The organism is Thermobifida cellulosilytica TB100 (assembly GCF_001517975.1).
Taxonomy (GTDB): domain Bacteria; phylum Actinomycetota; class Actinomycetes; order Streptosporangiales; family Streptosporangiaceae; genus Thermobifida; species Thermobifida cellulosilytica.
On record NZ_KQ950180.1, the window covers coordinates 1,118,167 to 1,135,748 of the forward strand.

At 72.2% G+C, this 17,582-nt stretch carries 17 protein-coding genes; 4 read left to right on the forward strand and 13 right to left on the reverse strand.

Translation table 11 applies throughout. The features are described 5' to 3' along the window. Positions 1–21: 21 nt before the first annotated feature. Together AC529_RS04835 and AC529_RS04840 are read right to left on the reverse strand one after the other, a co-directional pair. Positions 22–252, reverse strand: coding sequence for a hypothetical protein (locus AC529_RS04835; RefSeq protein ID WP_068753845.1), 231 nt, complete (start codon positions 250–252; stop codon positions 22–24). Positions 253–334: 82 nt separating this feature from the next. Beyond that, positions 335–1,441: a baeRF2 domain-containing protein gene (locus tag AC529_RS04840; RefSeq protein ID WP_068754542.1), complete on the reverse strand. Its 1,107-nt coding sequence runs from the start codon at positions 1,439–1,441 to the stop codon at positions 335–337. Positions 1,442–1,682: 241 nt separating this feature from the next. Between AC529_RS04840 and AC529_RS04845 the strand changes: the two genes are divergently transcribed. Beyond that, entirely contained in the window at positions 1,683–1,868 is a 186-nt protein-coding gene (locus tag AC529_RS04845) for a hypothetical protein (RefSeq protein ID WP_068753847.1), read from the forward strand. A gap of 84 nt (positions 1,869–1,952) precedes the next feature. Here the strand turns inward: AC529_RS04845 and purL are convergent, their stop codons facing one another. The 3 genes from purL to purQ are packed head-to-tail and all read right to left on the reverse strand — an operon-like array spanning position 1,953 to position 5,504. Next, complete coding sequence (gene purL / locus AC529_RS04850) at positions 1,953–4,247, reverse strand: phosphoribosylformylglycinamidine synthase subunit PurL (protein WP_068753849.1); 2,295 nt, start codon at positions 4,245–4,247, stop codon at positions 1,953–1,955. Between the two features lie 35 nt (positions 4,248–4,282). Further along, positions 4,283–4,759, reverse strand: a complete 477-nt coding sequence (locus AC529_RS04855) for a hypothetical protein (protein WP_068753851.1) — start codon at positions 4,757–4,759, stop codon at positions 4,283–4,285. Between the two features lie 37 nt (positions 4,760–4,796). Continuing rightward, positions 4,797–5,504 (reverse strand): phosphoribosylformylglycinamidine synthase subunit PurQ, encoded by a 708-nt coding sequence (gene purQ, locus AC529_RS04860; protein ID WP_068753853.1) that lies wholly within the window; start codon positions 5,502–5,504, stop codon positions 4,797–4,799. Between the two features lie 195 nt (positions 5,505–5,699). Here purQ and AC529_RS04865 point away from each other — a divergent pair, with 195 nt between their 5' ends. Continuing rightward, positions 5,700–6,662: an alpha/beta hydrolase gene (locus AC529_RS04865; RefSeq protein ID WP_068753855.1), complete on the forward strand. Its 963-nt coding sequence runs from the start codon at positions 5,700–5,702 to the stop codon at positions 6,660–6,662. Between the two features lie 36 nt (positions 6,663–6,698). Beyond that, a complete protein-coding gene (locus tag AC529_RS04870; protein WP_068753857.1) occupies positions 6,699–7,388 on the forward strand; it encodes a class I SAM-dependent methyltransferase in 690 nt (229 codons plus the stop codon). Between the two features lie 124 nt (positions 7,389–7,512). Here AC529_RS04870 and AC529_RS04875 read toward each other — a convergent pair whose 3' ends face one another. The 8 genes from AC529_RS04875 to AC529_RS04910 form a co-directional block, all read right to left on the reverse strand. Beyond that, positions 7,513–7,752 carry a hypothetical protein gene (locus AC529_RS04875; RefSeq protein ID WP_068753859.1) on the reverse strand — a complete coding sequence of 80 codons (240 nt, stop codon included), beginning with the start codon at positions 7,750–7,752 and terminating at the stop codon, positions 7,513–7,515. Positions 7,753–7,892: 140 nt separating this feature from the next. After that, positions 7,893–8,723: a class I SAM-dependent methyltransferase gene (locus AC529_RS04880; protein WP_068753861.1), complete on the reverse strand. Its 831-nt coding sequence runs from the start codon at positions 8,721–8,723 to the stop codon at positions 7,893–7,895. A 92-nt stretch (positions 8,724–8,815) separates the two neighbouring features. Next, positions 8,816–9,385, reverse strand: coding sequence for a hypothetical protein (locus AC529_RS04885; protein ID WP_068753864.1), 570 nt, complete (start codon positions 9,383–9,385; stop codon positions 8,816–8,818). Positions 9,386–9,704: 319 nt separating this feature from the next. Next, the gene (locus AC529_RS04890; protein WP_068753866.1) at positions 9,705–10,481 is read right to left on the reverse strand and encodes an SURF1 family cytochrome oxidase biogenesis protein; all 777 of its coding nucleotides are present in this window, start codon (positions 10,479–10,481) and stop codon (positions 9,705–9,707) included. 86 nt (positions 10,482–10,567) lie between these two features. Continuing rightward, positions 10,568–12,547 (reverse strand): endonuclease/exonuclease/phosphatase family protein, encoded by a 1,980-nt coding sequence (locus tag AC529_RS04895; protein WP_232306572.1) that lies wholly within the window; start codon positions 12,545–12,547, stop codon positions 10,568–10,570. 266 nt (positions 12,548–12,813) lie between these two features. Next, positions 12,814–13,605: a chaplin family protein gene (locus AC529_RS04900; RefSeq protein WP_068753870.1), complete on the reverse strand. Its 792-nt coding sequence runs from the start codon at positions 13,603–13,605 to the stop codon at positions 12,814–12,816. Between the two features lie 539 nt (positions 13,606–14,144). Continuing rightward, on the reverse strand, positions 14,145–15,590 hold the full coding sequence (locus AC529_RS04905) for a catalase (RefSeq protein WP_068753872.1): 1,446 nt from the start codon (positions 15,588–15,590) through the stop codon (positions 14,145–14,147). 110 nt (positions 15,591–15,700) lie between these two features. Next, complete coding sequence (locus AC529_RS04910) at positions 15,701–16,129, reverse strand: Fur family transcriptional regulator (protein WP_068753873.1); 429 nt, start codon at positions 16,127–16,129, stop codon at positions 15,701–15,703. 280 nt (positions 16,130–16,409) lie between these two features. Here AC529_RS04910 and AC529_RS04915 point away from each other — a divergent pair, with 280 nt between their 5' ends. After that, on the forward strand, positions 16,410–17,552 hold the full coding sequence (locus tag AC529_RS04915) for a CapA family protein (RefSeq protein WP_068753875.1): 1,143 nt from the start codon (positions 16,410–16,412) through the stop codon (positions 17,550–17,552). The last annotated feature ends 30 nt before the right edge of the window (positions 17,553–17,582 follow it).

The following is a 17,582-nucleotide window of genomic DNA, read 5'->3' on the forward strand; positions in this document are numbered from 1 at the left end:
CGCGCGACAAGGACGGCGGGTTCAGCGTTCGTGGCGGCGGCGGAGGGCGACCCGGTAGATGTTCAGGCAGGCCCCGAAGAACCCGGCGGCCATGACCACCGTGAGGGGTGCGGAACGCGCCCACACCGCGGCCAGCACCGCCCCCACCAGCAGGACCGTCGCCCCGAACACGGCGAGGACCAGGCGGAAGGTGAGCGCGCTGGCCGGGCGCTCGTGGCTGCCCAGCGGTCCCTTCAGGCGTCCGCGTCGCATGCCTCCCCCTTCCGGGAACACGGCGCAGCCCTCGGAGGGGCTCCGGGGGCGGACGGACGGCCGCAAGGCCGCCGCTCCTCGGTCATTCGGCGGTGACGAACCGCAGCACCGCGCCGACCCCCTCCCTCGCCTCGACGCCGGACAGCTCCACGAAACCGGCGTCGGTCCGGGTGGCCGCGCGCAGCAGCAGCGTACTGGCGGGCGCCCGGAAGGCGGAGGCGGGGTCGGCGAGCCGGTCCCGCTCCGCCGACACCTCCAGCGGGTCGGCGGGGGAGCCCCACAGCTGCGGCTCCCCGCGGCGGTCCGCGGTCAGCAGCAGGGTCTCGACCTGGGCGCGGCGCAGCGCCTCGGCGGTGTCGGCCACGCCCTCGACCGCCCCCTCTCCGCGGGCCAGCGCCGTGGCGAAGACCGCCCGCTCCTCTCTCCTGACCTGGACGACCGCCTGTTCCAGCGCCCGGTCCACGGACTCGCGCAGACTGGCGAGGGCCGCGGCGTCGGAGCGCCCTCCCCCGGGCTGCTCCACGAGGATGTCGAGGACCGTCTTGCTCAGGTGGTCGCGGAGCTTGCCGACGGCGCGCTCGTCGCCGCCGACGAACACGACCTCGGCCCCCACCTCGGCGACCGCCTCCTCCACGTCCCGGGCGGCCTCCTGGGCGTTGGCCTCCCACAGGTTCTCCGACCTGCGCTGGTACTGCTTGTGCGCCCAGCCGCCGACGCGCACCTTCTGGATGTGCAGGGTGCTGCCGCTGAAGCTGCGCCTGGTCTCGGGCTCGTGGCGGGCGACGGCGTAGGCGGAGACGTCGGCGCCCTCACGGTCCGCCGCGACGACCACGTAGGGCACCTGCCGGTTGCGGTCGACGACCAGTTCGAGGGGATCGGGCACCGGCAGGAGGACCGCCCGGTCCCGCAGCGGCGGCCGGGACAGGGTGAACGCGCCCAGCAGCCGCCCGCCCGCGGCGAAGAGCGCCTCCCCCTGCGGTCCGGGGATTCCCGGGGCCCCTCCGGCCACCTCGTCCAGGGCACGCAGGGTGTCCCCGTCGGCTCCCTGTTCGGCGAGGCTCTCCCGCAGCCCGCGCCAGCGCAGTTCGATCTCCTTGGCGGCGTTCTCCGTAGCCCGGGTGGTGTCCAGGTACACCGAGGCCACCGGCGCGGTCGTCCCGTACAGCGGTCGCAGAAAACCAAGATCCATGCGCCGCGGGCCCTGGACGTCGGGCCCGCTCACCCCCTCCGAGCTCGGCGTTCGCCTTGTTCAGGGCCGCTGCCCGACCGCGGGGCACAGCATGCGCCGGGTAAGGAACCCCTGTCCCAAGGGTGAGGCCGACAGCGCTCCCGTTCCCGCCGCGGCCCGGGGTGACCTGCGCGTTTCCTGATCAGGAGGCCGGGTAGTGCGGTGAGTCCAGCCGGTTCGGGAGGCGGAAGGAGGCGCTCTCATGGAGCGCGGCAGCAACAAGCACGGCCCCCGCATCGACGAGGAGCTCAAACACGAGATCGACGGGGTGCTGAAGAGCGGCGGCCCCACGCGGGCCAGCGAGGACCGCGAACCCGAGCCCCTGGTGGACGACCGGGGCGTCCCGGCCACCGACCGGGAGGCCGTCCGGAACGAGGAGAGCGGGTAGCGCCGTCCGGGCGCGCCCGGACGGCCCGTCCGCCCACAGACTCCGGCCCGGCCCCGACTCGGCGGGGGCCGGGCCGGACCGTGCTCACCTGCCGTCGAGGACCGCGGGCAGCGTCGACTCGTAGGCGGTGCGCAGCTCGGTCAGCTCGATGCTGATCCGGCCGCCGCTGTGGTTCAGGGTCAGCGCGGTGCCGCCGACCGTGCCGATCCGCGCGACCGGGACGCCGTGCTCGGCGCACAGGTCCACGAGCGCGGCCTCCTGCTCCGGCCGCACGCTCACCACCGCGCGCGCGGCGGACTCGCTGAACAGCGCGGTGAACGCGTCCTCGCCGAGGTCGACCTCGCAGCCGACGCCGCCGCGCAGACAGGACTCGGCCAGGGCCACGCCCAGGCCGCCGTCGGAGAGGTCGTGGGCCGAGGCCAGCGTCCCCGCCGCCGCACCGTCGACCAGCACGCGGGCCAGCGCCGCCTCCGCGTCCAGGTCGACCCGGGGCGGCCTGCCGCCCAGGTGTCCGTGGACGACGTCGGCCCACGCCGAACCGCCCAGCTCCGGCCGGGTCTCGCCGAGCAGCAGGACCACCTCGCCCTCGCTGCCGAACGCGCTGGTCAGCCGCTTGTGGACGTCCTCGATGACGCCGAGCACCCCGATGACCGGGGTCGGGTTGATCGCGGTGCTGCCGGTCTGGTTGTAGAAGCTGACGTTCCCGCCGGTCACCGGGGTGCCCAGGGCCTGGCAGGCGTCCGCCAGCCCGCGCGTGGACTCGGCGAACTGCCACATCACCCCGGGGTCCTCGGGCGAGCCGAAGTTGAGGCAGTTGGTGACCGCGATGGGGCGGGCGCCGGTGGCGGCGACGTTGCGGTACGCCTCGGCGTAGGCGAGCTGGGTGCCGCTGTAGGGGTCGAGGCGGGTGTAGCGCCCGTTGCCGTCGGTGGACAGCGCCACCCCGCGGTCGCTGTCGTCGGTGATGCGGATCATGCCGCCGTCGTGCGGCGTGGCCAGCACCGTGTTGCCCAGCACGTACCGGTCGTACTGGTCGGTGACCCAGCTCGGGTCGCAGATTCCGGGCGCCGCCAGCACCCGCAGCAACTGGTCGCGCAACTGCTCGTCGCCCTCGGGGCGCGGCAGCGCGGCGGGGTCGTCGGCCAGCAGGGCGTCCTGGTCGGCGGGGCGCTGGATCGGGCGGTGGTACACCGGCCCCTCGTCGGCCGCGGTGCGCGGCGGGATGTCCACGACCGTCTCGCCGCGCCAGGTCATGACCAGGCGTCCGCCGCGCGCCTCCTCCTCCGGGGTGACGTCGGTGACCTCGCCGATCACGCTGGCCAGGATGTCCCACTTGGCGCAGACCGCGAGGAACTCGTCGAGCTTGTCGGGCTCGACGATCGCCATCATCCGCTCCTGCGACTCGCTCATCAGGATCTCCTCGGGGGTCAGCCGAGGGTCGCGCAGCGGGACGCGGTCCAGGTCGATGCGCATGCCCCCGGTGCCGCCCGCCGCGAGTTCGGTGGTGGCGCAGGAGACGCCCGCCGCGCCCAGGTCCTGGATGCCCACCACGAGGTCCTTGGCGAACAGCTCCAGGCTGCACTCGATGAGCAGCTTCTCCATGAACGGGTCGCCGACCTGGACGCTGGGCCGCTTGGCCTGGCTCTCGTCGTCGAAGCTCGCGCTGGCCAGGACGGAGGCGCCGCCGATGCCGTCGGGGCCGGTGGTCGCGCCGAACAGCACGACGTGGTTGCCCGGTCCGGGCGCCTGGGCGAGCTTGATGTCGCCGTGCTTGAGCACCCCCACGCACAAGGCGTTGACCAGCGGGTTTCCGGAGTATCCGGCGTCGAAGCCGATCTCCCCGCCGATGTTGGGCAGTCCCAGGCAGTTGCCGTAGAAGGAGATGCCCGACACCACGCCCGGCAGCACCCGCCGGGTGTCGGGGGCGTCGAGGGGGCCGAACCGCAGCGCGTCCATGACCGCGACCGGGCGCGCCCCCATGGTGAGGATGTCGCGCACGATGCCGCCCACGCCGGTGGCCGCGCCCTGGTGCGGCTCCACGTAGGAGGGGTGGTTGTGCGACTCGATCTTGAAGGTGACCGCGTAGCCGTCGCCGACGTCCACCACGCCGGCGTTCTCGCCCATGCCGACCAGCAGCACGTCGGTCTCGGGGGCCTTCTCCCCGAACTGCCGCAGGTGGATCTTGGAGCTCTTGTAGGAGCAGTGCTCGCTCCACATGACCGAGTAGATGGCCAGCTCGGCGGAGGTGGGACGGCGGCCCAGGATCTCGCGGACCCGCGCGTACTCGTCGTCCTTCATGCCGAGTTCGGCGTAGGGCTGCGGAAGGTCCGGGGTGGCCGCCGCCTTGGCGACCGTGTCGAACCGGGGTTCTTCAGACATACGGGTGTTTTTCCGTTCGGGAAGCGGATCGGAGTTCAGGAGGCCGGGGAGGGCGGCACGAGATGCGCGAGCAGCAGTCCGGCGGTGGTGCCCTCGACGTAGGGGGCGAGGCTGCCCTGCACCATGACCGAGCCGTCGGTCAGCGCCGACTCGGCGTAGGGCACCTCGTCGAGGTCGCTCTCCCCCTCGGGAAGCATGCGCCCCCACCCCTGGTCGATCAGGTGCGTGTAGACGGCGTCGATCGCCCCCTCGGCGTCGAGCCCGTCAGCGGTGACCGCGACCGCCCGGTAGCACTCGTCCTGGGTGCACTGCTCGCCGAGGTCGGTGTAGGCCACCCCCTCGGGAGCCGCCCCCAGCGCCTCCAGGGGCGGTGCGGCCGCGGGCGCGGCGGGAGCGCTCTCGGAGGTCCACGGCCGGTACAGCAGGGTGACGGCCGTGGTGCCCAGCAGGGCGAGCACTCCCGCCACCGCCAGGCCGACCTGGACCCTCCGGGACCGCAGCAGCGCCATCATCGCGACATCATCTCCCGAGCCCTCCGGGCGGGCGTGGTCAGCCGGCGGCTGCGGGCACCGGCGCACCGCCTGCCAGGTGGGCCAGGATGGAGGTGAAGAAGCCGAGGCCGTCCGTCGACGGTCCGGTCAGCGCCTCCACGGCGTGCTCGGGGTGCGGCATGAGCCCCACCACGTTGCGGTGCTCGTTGGTGATCCCGGCGATGTCGTCGGTGGAGCCGTTGGGCGCGGAGTCGACGTAGCGCGCCACCACGCGGCCCTCGCGCTTCAGCTCCGCGAGGGTCTCCGGGTCGGCCACGTAGTTGCCCTCCCCGCTCTTCAGCGGGATGAGGAGCTCCTGGCCCGAGGAGTAGCCGTTGGTCCAGGCGGTGTCGGTGGCCTCCACGCGCAGCAGTTGGTCGCGGCAGACGAAGTGCTGCGAGGCGTTGCGGGTGAGCGCACCCGGCAGCAGGTGGCTCTCGCACAGGATCTGGAACCCGTTGCAGATGCCCAGGACCGGAAGGTTTCCGGACCGGGCGGCGGGCACGATCTCGGTCATGATCGGCGCGAACCGGGCGATGGCCCCACAGCGCAGGTAGTCGCCGTAGGAGAAGCCGCCGGGCAGCACGACCGCGTCGACGCCTTTGAGGTCGGCGTCGCCGTGCCACAGCGAGACGGGTTCGGCGCCGGCGATGCGCACCGCGCGCGCGGCGTCCCTGTCGTCAAGGGAACCGGGGAAGGTGACGACGCCCACACGAGGGGCAGCCATATGGGCACTCTCCGAATGTGTCGATGGGAGCAAGGCCTGGGCCGAGTCTCGTCCCGAACAGCTCGACCTCCTACGAGACTACCCGCTGTGCGGGACGGGGGTCGTGACCGCCACCGGGGCGGGCGCACCGCGCGGCCCCGGGCCGACCGGGGCCGTTAGGGTCGGGACGACTGCTCCACGGGAGGTCTGTTCCCCATGTCACTCAGCCCGGAGACCCGCCGGTTGATCGACGAGCTCCTCGCCTCCTTCCCCCGGCCCGGCCGCGTGGGCGTGGACGCCGTGCTGCTGCGCTCCTGCCTCCGGGAACGCAGGGTGGTGGGGGCCGACGTCGCCCTGGTGCGCGACCTGACCGTGCCCTCCCCCGCGGGCGGCGTCCCGGTCCGGCTCTACCACCCGGCGCCGGACGGCCCCGCGGCGGGCTGCGCGGTGTTCCTCCACGGCGGCGGGTACGTCGTCGGCGACCTCGACACCCACGACCACGTGGCCCGGCTGATCGCGGCGGAGAGCGGGGCCGCCGTGGTCTCGGTGGACTACCGCCTGGCCCCGGAGCACCGGTTCCCGGCGGCCGTCGAGGACGCCTTCACGGCCACCCGCTGGGTCGCCGACCACGCCGCCGACCTGGGCGTGGACCCGGCACGGCTGGCGGTCGTGGGAGACAGCGCGGGCGGCGGGCTGGCCGCGGCGGTCGCGCTGCTGTCCCGCGAGGACGGCCCGGAACTGGCTCTACAGGTGCTGATCTACCCGGTGACGGACCTGACCGGCTATCCGGTGGCCGAGGACACCCCCTACCCGTCCCGGATCACCAACGGCGAGGGGTACTTCCTCACCTCCGCGGGCATGCACTGGTTCGCCCGGCAGTACCTGGCCGACCCCGCCGACGCCGAGGACTTCCGGGCCTCGCCCATCCGGGCGGCCGACCTGTCCGGCGCCCCGCCCGCCCTGGTGGTCACCGCCGACTTCGACCCGCTGCGGGACGAGGGCGAGGCGTACGCGCGGGCGCTGGCGGCCGCCGGGGTCCCGGCCACCACCGTGCGGGTCAACGGGGGCCTCCACGGCCTGTTCGGCCTGGGAGCGCTGCTCCCGGAGAGCCGCCGGGCCGAACTCCCGGTCGTCGGCGCGCTGCGCGGTACGATCGGCCCGCCGAGAACGGCCGGTTGACCCTCCTCTTACCCCTCCGACCAGTAGCGTGCCCCCATGGCTGCCAACCATGACCCCCGAGTCTCCCGCCTGGCCCGGTCGCTGCGCGGCACCGGCCTCTTCTTCCGCCAGGCGGTGCAGACGTTCCGCGCCACGGGTGCCGTCATCCCCAGTGGGACGGCGCTGGCCACCGCACTGACCCGCTACGTCACCCACCGGGACGACCCGTCCGTCCCGATCAACATCCTGGAGGCCGGCCCCGGGACCGGTCCCGTCTCCCGGGCCATCGCCGCGCGCATGCGCGAGGGCGACACCTTCGACATGGTCGAGGCCAACCCGAAGTTCGTCGACCATCTCACCGGGCTGGTCAAGAGCGATCCGGTGTTCCTGCCGGTCGCCGACCGGGTGACCGTCCACCACGCCCTGGTCACCGAGTTGGGCACGGACCGCCGGTTCGACGTGATCGTCTCCGGGCTGCCGTTCGCCAACTTCACCGCCGAAGAGGTCCGCACGATCATGGAGTACTACTTCACCGTGCTGCGGCCGGGCGGCCACCTGTCCTTCTTCGGCTACCTGTACACCAAGCAGGTGAAAGCGATCATCGCCCCGCTCGACGACTACCTGCGCCAGGTCCGCTCCGGCTGGGAGGTCCAGGAGTGGGTGAACCGCTACGCGGTGGGCCGGGAGCAGGTCCTGCGCAACCTTCCCCCGGCCTGGATCCACCACCTGCGCAAGCCCCTCGGCTGATCCGGAAACGGCCCCGATTCCGTCGTCGCGTCGGGGCCGCTCCCGGCGTCGTTCCCGCGGAGCGCGGGGAGGAGGGACGGGAGACGGGCCGCGGGGGCCGAGCCTCCGGTGGCGCCGCTCCCGGTCAGCCGCCCAGCGCCGACAGCGCCGCGTCGAGGCCGCGCGCCAGCTCCGCGGGGTCCCGCCCCGCCGCCTGCTCCTCCAGTTCCCCGCGGCTCACCACCTGGAGCGCCCCCCGGTAGCCGGGCTCGCCGAGCCGTGCGCTCGGTACGACCTCGGCCGCGCCGGACCGGACCACGAGCACCGCCCCGGCGTCGGCCGAACGCAGCAGCTCCTCCACGTGCTCGGTACGGATGACCCCCATGACCGCTCCTTCCCGGTCTGCTCCCGCGGCGCCCGGCGACGGCCGCCCCTTCGGGCGTCCGTCCGCGTCACCGGGCGCCGCTACCCGCCGCCCGGCCGGGAACACCTCCGCGGCGGAGGGCACGGCCCCGGGCCGCGCGACTAGGGGCGGTCGGCGACGAAGATCGCGGTCCCCGGCAGGATGCGGCCCCGCAGCGGGCTCCACCCGCCCCAGGTCCGGGTGTTGTCCTCGGGCCACTCGGGCTCGACGAGGTCGCGCAGGAGCAGCCCGGCCCCGGTGACGGCCCGCACCCAGTCGCCGATCGTGTGGTGGGCCTCCACGTACAGCGCCCGCCCTTGGCCGTCCTCCTCGACGTAGGCGCGGCGGTCGAAGTAGGAGTCGCGGGCCCGGAGCCCCTCCTCCCCCGGGTCGTCGGGGAAGCACCAGCGGATCGGGTGGCTGACCGAGAACACCAGCCGTCCGCCCGGGCGCAGCACCCGGGCGGCCTCCGCCAGCGCGGCGCGGGCGTCCGGGATGAACGGGAAGGCGCCGTAGGCCGAGCAGACCACGTCGAACGCGGCATCGGCGAACGGCAGCCGCTGGGCGTCGGCCTGCACGACGGGCAGCGCGCACCCGACCTCCTCGTCGATGCGGCGCGAGTGCTGGAGCTGGCGCGCGGACACGTCGATCCCGACCACCTCGGCCACCCCCTGGGTGCGCAGCCACCTGCCGCACTGGCCCGCGCCGCAGCCGATCTCCAGGACCCGCCGGCCCGCGAGCTGCGCCGGGGAGCCCAGCAGCCGCGCCTCCCGCTCGGTCAGCCCCTCGGGTCCCCACACGAACTCGGCGTCGCCGAGGAAGTCGCCGTGCTCGGCCTGGTACTCGTCGGCGGCGCGCTCCCACCACAGCCTGCTGGCCCGCGCGCTCTCCCCCGCGCCGGCCGGTCTGCGCGCGATCCGCTCGACGGTCGCGGTCCTCAGGTCGTCGATCATGCCCCCATCCTCGCACCGGTCCTGAAGACGCGGACGGGACCGCACGGACCCGTGCGGTCCCGTCCGGGGCGCCGGGCGGCGCCTCTGCGGGGTCAGCGCAGCACCGGGAACCGGCGCACGATCTCCAGGCGGCTCCACCAGCGGCCGAGTCCGGCGGTGTCGCCCGCGTTGGTCAGCGTGAGGGCGATGACGGTGAGCGCCATGACGATGTGGTCGTCCATGAAGGGGTTGGTCTGCGGGGGCAGCGCCGCGGTCCACATCATCACGAGCAGGAGCGATCCCGTGGCGGCGGCGACGCGCATTCCGATGCCGAGCAGCAGCGCGGATCCGATTCCCAGCAGGCCGACCATGAAGAGGACGTCGGCCCAGACGGCGCCCGCGAGGGACTGGTAGAAGCCCGCGAACGGGCCCGACACGGCGTTGGTCAGGTAGCCCGTGGTGGGGCTCCCGCCGTTGATCCAGGCTCCTTCGGCCGGGGTGGCGAAACCGAGGCCGAGCAGCTTGTCCAGGAAGGCCCAGAGGAAGATCCACCCGATCGACAGCCGGACCGCGGCGAGGACGCCCCGTGCGGCGGGCGAGTCGACGACGGCCCGCGGACCGGTCGGCGAGCGGTCGCCAGCAGGGGAGGGAACGGTCCGGACCTCGGTGGTTTTCTCCGACATCGCACACACTCTTTCGTGGGGGGTCGGTGCTGTTGCCTCCAGTCAACGCCGGTTGCTCGGGTGCCTCCAGGGACTCCGGTACGGACGGCGGCGCAGAAGGTCACCGGAACCGACGGCCCCCGGTCACCGGGAAGAACTCTCGCTCCCCCACCGAACAGGCCATTTCCCAAAACACCGAAATGGTGGTTTTTACCCGTGTGCGACGGAAGTCCCGATCCAGGTGCTCCTTCCTGGCCTTCAGGCCAATGTCCGGTTCTGGCCGGAGGTCCTCCGGGCAGGCCGGGAGGAGCGGACGCACGGGCCGGGGCGCAGCGCCCGGTCAGGACCGGGAGGAGGCGCCGGACGCGGTGTCCACCGTCTCCGCGGGAGGCTCCGGCTCCGCGGCCCCCGCCTCCTTGACCTCGCGGCGGACCAGGAAGACCCACCCGCCGACCGCGATGACGGTGAAGCACCACCACTGGACCGCGTAGGAGAAGTTCATCCCCGTGTTGACCTCGGGCACCCCGACCGGTTCGGGCGCGGCGGCCGGTTCCGGGTCCTCCTCGACCAGCTCTAGGTACCCCCCGTACAGGTCGTAGGGCAGGTCCTCGGCGATGTCGGCCACGTCGATGATCATGACCTGCCCCTCGGGCAGCCCGTCCCGGAGGCGGATCCCGGTGCTCTCGGGGGTCTCCGAGGGCTGCACCCGTCCGACCACCGTGACCTGGCCCCCGGCGGGCGGCGGCACCTCCGGCTGTTCGGTCGCGGTGGGCGGCTGGGCCACCCAGCCCCGGTTGACCAGCACCGCGGTGCCGTCCTCGGTCACCAGCGGGGTGAGGACGTGCATGCCGATCCCCCCGGAACCGCTCCGGTTGCGCACCAGGAGCTCCCGGTCCGGGTCGTAGGTCCCCGTGACGGTGACCCGCCGCCAGCGGTCCTCCCCCGCGACCTCCCCGCCGACCGTGACCAGTTCGTCGAGCGGGACCGGGTCGGCCGCGAGGTTGGCCTCCTGCTGGCGGACCACCGCGGCTTTCTCCTCGGCGCGTCCGTACTGCCAGAAGCCCAGGGCGATGAACGAGGGCACCACCACGAGCAGCAGCGCGTGGAAGGCCAACATCCGAGGTGAGGTCAGGACACGAAGCACACCATCGAGGCTAGGGGACCTCCGCCCGCACCGCGCACCGGCCCGCCCCAGCGCCCGGGTCAGGTCCCGTACACCACGGGCCGGTTCACCCGGAGCACCGCCATGACGGCGAGGTGGTCCGAGTACGGGGCGGGGAGCACCGCGCCCTGCTCCCGGATGAGGTCGCCGGTGGAGAAGATGTGGTCGATCTCGTACTCCGGGTCGTCGGCCGGGAAGGTGGCGGAGGGGCGCACCCGGAACAGCGCGTCGTAGAGTCCGGCGCGTTCCATCTCCCGCCAGGCCACGCTCCCGGGGGCGAAGTTGAAGTCGCCGCCCACGACGATCGGCCGCCCCTCCTCCGCGCGTTTGATGACGATGTCGGCGAGGTCCGCGGCCTGTAGGGTCGGCTCCTCGTCCCCCCGGTCGGGGCGCGGCTGCAAGTGGGTGCTGATCACCTCGACCTCGGTTTCGCCGTGCCGGACGACCACGGACAGCGCCTGCGCGCCGACGGGGGCGCCGTAGGAGCGCAGCGGGTGGCCGACGGTCTCCACGACCGGGAGCCGGGTCAGCACGGCGTCGCCCCAGACCTGGTCGGCGGCGGGGGCGAACACGGCCTGCATGTCGAGCGCGTCGGCCAGCACCCCGAGCAGGTCCTGTCCCCCGGTGAGGAACCAGCCCCGGTCCACCTCGCTCAGCAGCACCACGTCGGGTTCGGCCTGCTGGATGGTCTCGGCCACTCCCTCGATGTCGTAGGTCCCGGTGACGCCGTACCCCATGCGCAGGTTGTAGGAGACCACCCGGAGCTCGTCGTCGGAGGCCTGGCCCGTGCCGTAGGGGGGCACGGCGATCCCGTGCACCGGCACGAACTGCGGCAGGAGCGCGGTGAGGACCGCGGCGGCCGTCGCGAGCGCCGCTCCCGGCCAGCGGTAGACCACGGACCGGCGGACCCGGGTGCCCGGGTCGCGGTCCTTGCGCCGTCCGTGCCCGACGGCCACCGCGGCGATCAGCAGGGCCGCCGCCACCAGGAGCACGTCGGCGCGATAGCCCAGTCGGTATCCCGCGTAGTAGCCGTAGAGGACGCCCAGGAAGACGAGGCCGCCGAGGACCACGGCCAGGCCGGCGCGGCCGCCTCGGGGGGAGCGTCCGCGGGCCCCGGGCCAGTCGGCCCAGACCAGGCAGGCGACGAGGGCGACCGCTCCCACCGCCTGCGCGGCGACCGTGTAGCACGGCAGCAGTCCGGGGATCTCCCCGCGGGTCTCGGTGGTGAGGACCGCCACCGCGACCGAGCCGACCAGGGCGGCTCCGGGGAGGAACGGGGTGCGTCCGGGGGTGGCGGACGCCCCCGAGACGACGAAGGCCACCGCCGTCGCCACCGTGACGAGCACCGCGGCCCAGCCGTCCGCCCAGTCGCCCGGCCATCCTTCCGACCAGTTCTCCAGCCAGGTCCCGGTCCAGCCGTCCGGCCAGCCGACGGCGGCCCCGGCCCGCGCCGGTGCGGCCGTGACGGTGCCGGCGACCAGCAGCGCGGGCAGCAGCAGGAAGCACAGCACCGAGTCCGCGGCCTGCCCCTTCAGGTCCTTCCGGGTGAGCCGCGGCGTCTTGGTCAGCACCCACACGAACAGCAGGACCTGTGCCGCAGCGAGCAGCCATCCGGCGATGCCCGGCCGCCACACCGCCGCGTAGGTGCCGAGGGCGGCGTGGGTGAGGGTGGCCAGGGCGATTCCGAAGGCGAAGCCCTTCAGCAGGGTGCGCCGGATCCGCGCGACGATCGCGGCCAGCCAGGTCAGCCCGGCGAAGACCCCGACGGAGGCGAGGTAGAGCTGGGGTTGGCCCCCGTCGGTGGCCGGGAGGGCCAGGCGCACCGCGGCGAGCAGGGCCGCGAACCACACGTCCAGGGGCAGCCGGGGGGAGTGCACGACCGGCTGGCTGCGGGCGAGCAGGGCGCGCAGGAACAGCACCGGCAGGGGCGCCAGGAACCAGCCGAGCGCGAAGAGACCGACGACCTGCGGGGGTGTCTCCTCGGCCTCGCCGAAGACCGTGATCAGTGACGGAAGCCACACACGGAAGAGGTCAAGGAGAAGCCAGATTCCGATTCCGATCGTCGCCGTGGGGACGAGTCCGCGATCGACGATGCCCTTTGGCACGCCCATAAGAGTTCTCCCGGTCGGGCTCTCACTCTCCCCCATCCAGCAACAAAATTGTGGCGCAAATCACCCGAAAATCCAAATTTCTTCCCAGAAGATCACGCACGACGCAGACTTCTTTCTCCGGACATACGAGTGCCCCCGGTCGGTTGACCGGGGGCACCGAATCCGGCGGTGACGGCTCAGTCCTCGGCCGCCGCCTTCTTGCGGCGGGTGAGGAACATGGCCGCACCACCACCCCCGAGGGTCGCGAGCGCGGCGACGACCAGGCCACCCAGCGCGGCACCGGTCACCGGAAGGGCGCCGCCGGTCGCGCTCTCCTGCGGTGCGGGCTTGTCGGCGGGCTTCTCAGCGGGCTGCTCGGCAGGCGTGGTCGGCGCGGCCTCGCCGGGCGCGGTCTCCTCGACGCACTCGGCCTGGGCGGAGCCCAGGACGGAGACCGTGTTGCCGCAGACCTCGACGTCGGCGCCGACCGGGACGTTGACCTCGTTGCCGCTGAGGATGCCGCCGCCGGAGCCACCGGAGCCACCGGAGCCGCCGGTTCCGACGGCGTCCGCCGTCTCCTGGCGGTTCTCGTTGCCTCCGGTGGTCTTCGACGCCTGCTGCAACGCCTCGACGACGGTGACGCAGGCGGCGTCGGCGCCCCCGGCGACGGCGAGAGAGTTGCCGCAGACGTCGACGGCGACGTCCGCCGGGACGTTGACGCGGTTGTCGCTGGCGACGCCGCCGCCGTCGCTCTGGCGCGTCCGCGTCTCCTTGGCCGACGCCTCCTGGAGGGCCTGGACGAACTGCTGGCAGACGGCTTCGGCGCCCCCGGCCACGGTGATGGAGTTGCCGCAGACCTCGACGGCGACGTCCGCCGGGACGTCGATGCGGTTGTCGCTTGCCACCTGATCCGCGACGGCGGGGGAGGTGAACCCGACCACGAGACCGGCCGCAAGTACGGCGGTCGAGGCGAGCATTGTCTTACGCATGTTTCCGGTATGACCTTTCGCTAACTGCTACCAGGAGCGAATGGATGGGCGCTGACAGTCACCGTGAGCGGGATCGGTGAACCGCAACCCGATATCCAAAGCTTGGGTGTTGTCCTCTCCAGCGACGGGGGCGGCCCACTTGGCCGACGGCGGACCCACCAGGAAAAACCACGGTCCGCTCCAGATCGCTGACAGACAGTCACGTTAGCAGCTTCTGGGGTTTCCGTGAGAGTTTCCACGGGACCTTTTGGAAAACCTGAGGATCTGCCAAGGATTTTTCTGTCCCAATGCCGCGGATAATTCCGACAAGCTTCCGGCAACCGCGACAAGTAGCGCATACGCCCCGGCTATTACGAAAGCCGTTCATGACTGCTTCTTGACGCAGAAGTTCTGCGAAGAATCTTCGTAAAGCCGCGGAGAACATGTTTTCCCCGTTTCCTTCGGCGTCGCGGAAAAACGCCGGTGCCCCGGCCGGGAACCGGAGTTCCCGACCGGGGCACCGCGGGGTCGACGGCGCGGCGGGGCGCCGACGGCGTCGGCTAGGACTCGACGCCCAGCCCTTGGGCGACGCCGCTGCCCAGGTCGGGGTGGACGTTGGTCCAGTACTCGACGATGCGCTTCTTCATGTCGGAGGTGACCTCGGGAGCCGAGGCGTGGCCGACGATGTTGCTCACCATGTGGGCGCGGTCGGTGTCGGAGAGGACCTTCTCCCACAGCGTGCGCGCCTGGCCGAAGTCGTCGTCCTCCTTGTGGAGGGTGTAGGCGGACCGGATGATCTCGCCTGCCACGTGGTATTCCTCACCCTTGAACAGGTCGGGCTGGGCCACCGGACCGCCCGCGGTGTTCGGCGCGTACACCGGGTCGGGGTTGTTGTAGTAGGCCATCGGCCCGTCGTAGTTGTAGCTGCGGACCGGCGACTTGGGCCGGTTGACCGGAAGTTGCAGGTAGTTCGGGCCGATCCGGTAGCGGTGGGTGTCCGGGTAGGAGAACAGCCGCCCCTGCAACATCTTGTCGGGGCTGGCCCCCACACCCGGCACCAGGTTGGAGGGCTCGAACGCGGCCTGCTCGATCTGGGCGAAGTAGTTCTCCGGGTTCCGGTTGAGCACGAACCGGCCGATGGTGATCTCCGGGTAGTCGCCGTGCGGCCACACCTTGGTGAGGTCGAACGGGTTGAACCGGTAGTCGGCGGCCTCCTCGAACGGCATGATCTGGACCTTGACCGTCCAGGAGGGGTAGTCGCCCCGCTTGATGCTCTCCCACAGGTCGCGGCGGTGCGCGTCGGGGTCCTCGGCCTCCATCGCCTTGGCCTCGGCAGCGGTCAGGTTCTCGACGCCCTGGTCGGTCTTGAAGTGGTACTTCACCCAGTACTTCTCGCCCTTGGCGTTGTACCAGAGGAAGGTGTGGCTGCCGTAGCCGTGCATGTGGCGCCAGGTCTTCGGCGTGCCGCGGTCGGTCATCAGGAAGGAGACCTGGTGGGCCGTCTCCGGGTTGAGCGTCCAGAAGTCCCACTGCATGTTGTTGTCGCGCAACTGGTTGTCGGCGCGGCGCTTCTGCGAGTGGATGAAGTCGGAGAACTTCGACGGGTCCCGGATGAAGAAGATGGGCGTGTTGTTGCCGACGATGTCGTAGTTACCCTGCTCGGTGTAGAACTTCAGGGCGAAGCCGCGCGGGTCGCGCGCGGTGTCGGCGCTGCCCAGCTCACCGGCGACGGTGGAGAAGCGGATGAGCAGCGGGGTCTTCTTGCCCTTCTGGAACAGGTCGGCGCGGGTGTACTGGCTCACGTCCTCGGTGATCTCCAGCTCGCCGAAGGCGCCGCCGCCCTTGGCGTGCACCACGCGCTCGGGCACGCGCTCACGGTTGAAGTGAGCCATCTTCTGGATCAGGAAGTGGTCCTGGAGCAGCAGGGGCCCGTTGGGGCCGACCGACTGCGAGAGGCCGTCGTGCGGGGCCGGAATGCCGGCGTCATCGGTGCTGTACGCGACCAATGGTCGTACCTTTCTTGTCACAGCTCAGCCTCGGAAGGCGGGAACGCCGCAGCAGTCGGCGCCCCGATGGAGCTCCGGTCCGCACACGGTGCGGGACGCGTCCCGGAGGATCAGGCCGTCGACTCTGCTCCGTTCGCCTGACACGCGGGGCAGATACCCCAGAACACCACTTCCGCCTCGTCCACGGTGTAACCGTGCATCTGCGACGGCTGGAGGCACGGGGCCTCCCCGACCACGCAGTCGATGTCGGTCACCGTGCCGCAGGTGCGGCAGACCAGGTGGTGGTGGTTGTCGCCGACCCGGGTCTCGTACCGTGCGGGAGACCCGGCGGGCTCGATACGACGCAGCAGTCCAGCGGCGGTGAGAGCGTGCAGGCTGTCGTAGACCGCCTGGGTCGACACGTGGCCGACCCGGTCCCGGACAGCACGCGCCACGCCGTCGGCGTCCAGGTGGTCCCCCTGACGGACCGCGTCGAGGATCGCCAGACGGGCGGCGGTCACCCGCAGCCCGGCCGCGCGGAGAGAAGCGGCGTCGTCCATGATTCTCCACCCTAGGCCACTATCTGGAATTGCTCAATAAAAAGAGCACTTCCGCCTATTGCGCCGTCGATCCGGTTCCCCCGGAACCGCCGTCACAGCCCCGCCGATACCGACGAAAAGTCGCCACATCGCTACGCTTGGTAGCTGGCATGGCTCATTTCGATGAGTTAAAACCGACATTCGTAACAGATCGGACTCGTCGGTCGGGTTCTCCACAACGGGCGGCAGGTCGTCCGCGTCCTAACCAGTACCGGCCGAACCAGTTTCCCAGGAGACACGTGTGACCCCGCTATCCCCGACATCCCCTCCCCACGGTCGCCCGCTCCGCTTCGGCGCGCTGCTGCTGACCACGGCCCTGCTCGCCACCGCCTGCGGCTCCAACGCCGAGGAGTCCGCCCCCGCGGACCTGCCCGACGGCACGGCGGAGCCCACGCCGTCCGCCTCCGCCGAACCGGCCAAGGAGCCCTACACCGTCGCCATCGGCGGCGACGTCATGTTCGAGGGCATGCTCCGGCAGCGGCTGGACTCCGACCCGGCCACCGCCCTCGGCCCGGTCGCCGAGGTCTTCCAGGAGGCCGACGTCAGCGTGGTCAACCTGGAGACCGCGGTCACCGACGGCGGCACCCCGGCCCCCGGCAAGCAGTTCGTCTTCCGCGCCCCCGCCACCGCCTTCACCGCCCTGGAGTCGGCCGGGATCGACGTGGTGACCGTGGCCAACAACCACGGCATGGACTACGGGACCGACGGCCTGCTCGACACCCTCGACAACGCCGAGGCCGCGGGCTTCCCCGTGATCGGGGCGGGCCGCGACATCGCCGAGGCCTACGAGCCCGAGTTCTTCGAGGTCAACGGGAACACCCTGGCCATCATCGGCGCCACCGACGTGCTGGACGACCACCTGATCGCCGAGTGGACCGCGGGCGAGGGCAAGCCCGGCCTGGCCTCCACCAAGGGCGAGATGCTGACCCACGCGCTGGAGGCGGTCGCGGAGGCCAGGACCCGGGCCGACGCCGTCATCGTGTTCCTGCACTGGGGCCTGGAGGGCGACCACTGCCCGCTGCCGCACGCCCCCGACCTCGCCCAGCAGCTCATCGACGCGGGCGCCACCGCCGTGGTGGGCGGGCACGCGCACGTGGTCAGCCCCGGCGGGTACATGGGCAACGCCTACGTGCACTACGGCCTCGGCAACTTCGTCTTCTACAACTTCAACGGCCCCACCGCCGAGACCGGCGTCCTGCGCCTCACGCTCCAGGGCGAGGAGATCCTCGACGACGAGTGGCTGCCCGGCCAGATCCAGGGCGGCATTCCGATCCTGTACGAGGACGAGTCCTCCATCGCCCAGGGCGTGGCGAGCTTCGAGGGCTACCGGGACCAGTGCAGCGGCATCAACATCACCGCCGAACCGGAGGGTCCGGCCGTCTGAGCCGTCCGCGGCCCGCGGCCCCGGAGGTGT

What these genes read in the sequence shown, in the direction of transcription:
- AC529_RS04840 (WP_068754542.1), bottom strand. Translation starts at nt 1,441, where the DNA reads ATGGATCTTGGTTTTCTGCGACCGCTGTACGGGACGACCGCGCCGGTG.
- AC529_RS04855 (WP_068753851.1), bottom strand. Translation starts at nt 4,759, where the DNA reads ATGATGGCGCTGCTGCGGTCCCGGAGGGTCCAGGTCGGCCTGGCGGTG.
- AC529_RS04870 (WP_068753857.1), top strand. Translation starts at nt 6,699, where the DNA reads ATGGCTGCCAACCATGACCCCCGAGTCTCCCGCCTGGCCCGGTCGCTG.
- AC529_RS04910 (WP_068753873.1), bottom strand. Translation starts at nt 16,129, where the DNA reads ATGGACGACGCCGCTTCTCTCCGCGCGGCCGGGCTGCGGGTGACCGCC.
- AC529_RS04845 (WP_068753847.1), top strand. Translation starts at nt 1,683, where the DNA reads ATGGAGCGCGGCAGCAACAAGCACGGCCCCCGCATCGACGAGGAGCTC.
- AC529_RS04865 (WP_068753855.1), top strand. Translation starts at nt 5,700, where the DNA reads ATGTCACTCAGCCCGGAGACCCGCCGGTTGATCGACGAGCTCCTCGCC.
- AC529_RS04835 (WP_068753845.1), bottom strand. Translation starts at nt 252, where the DNA reads ATGCGACGCGGACGCCTGAAGGGACCGCTGGGCAGCCACGAGCGCCCG.
- AC529_RS04890 (WP_068753866.1), bottom strand. Translation starts at nt 10,481, where the DNA reads ATGTTGGCCTTCCACGCGCTGCTGCTCGTGGTGGTGCCCTCGTTCATC.
- AC529_RS04875 (WP_068753859.1), bottom strand. Translation starts at nt 7,752, where the DNA reads ATGGGGGTCATCCGTACCGAGCACGTGGAGGAGCTGCTGCGTTCGGCC.
- AC529_RS04885 (WP_068753864.1), bottom strand. Translation starts at nt 9,385, where the DNA reads ATGTCGGAGAAAACCACCGAGGTCCGGACCGTTCCCTCCCCTGCTGGC.
- purQ (WP_068753853.1), bottom strand. Translation starts at nt 5,504, where the DNA reads ATGGCTGCCCCTCGTGTGGGCGTCGTCACCTTCCCCGGTTCCCTTGAC.
- purL (WP_068753849.1), bottom strand. Translation starts at nt 4,247, where the DNA reads ATGTCTGAAGAACCCCGGTTCGACACGGTCGCCAAGGCGGCGGCCACC.
- AC529_RS04880 (WP_068753861.1), bottom strand. Translation starts at nt 8,723, where the DNA reads ATGATCGACGACCTGAGGACCGCGACCGTCGAGCGGATCGCGCGCAGA.
- AC529_RS04900 (WP_068753870.1), bottom strand. Translation starts at nt 13,605, where the DNA reads ATGCGTAAGACAATGCTCGCCTCGACCGCCGTACTTGCGGCCGGTCTC.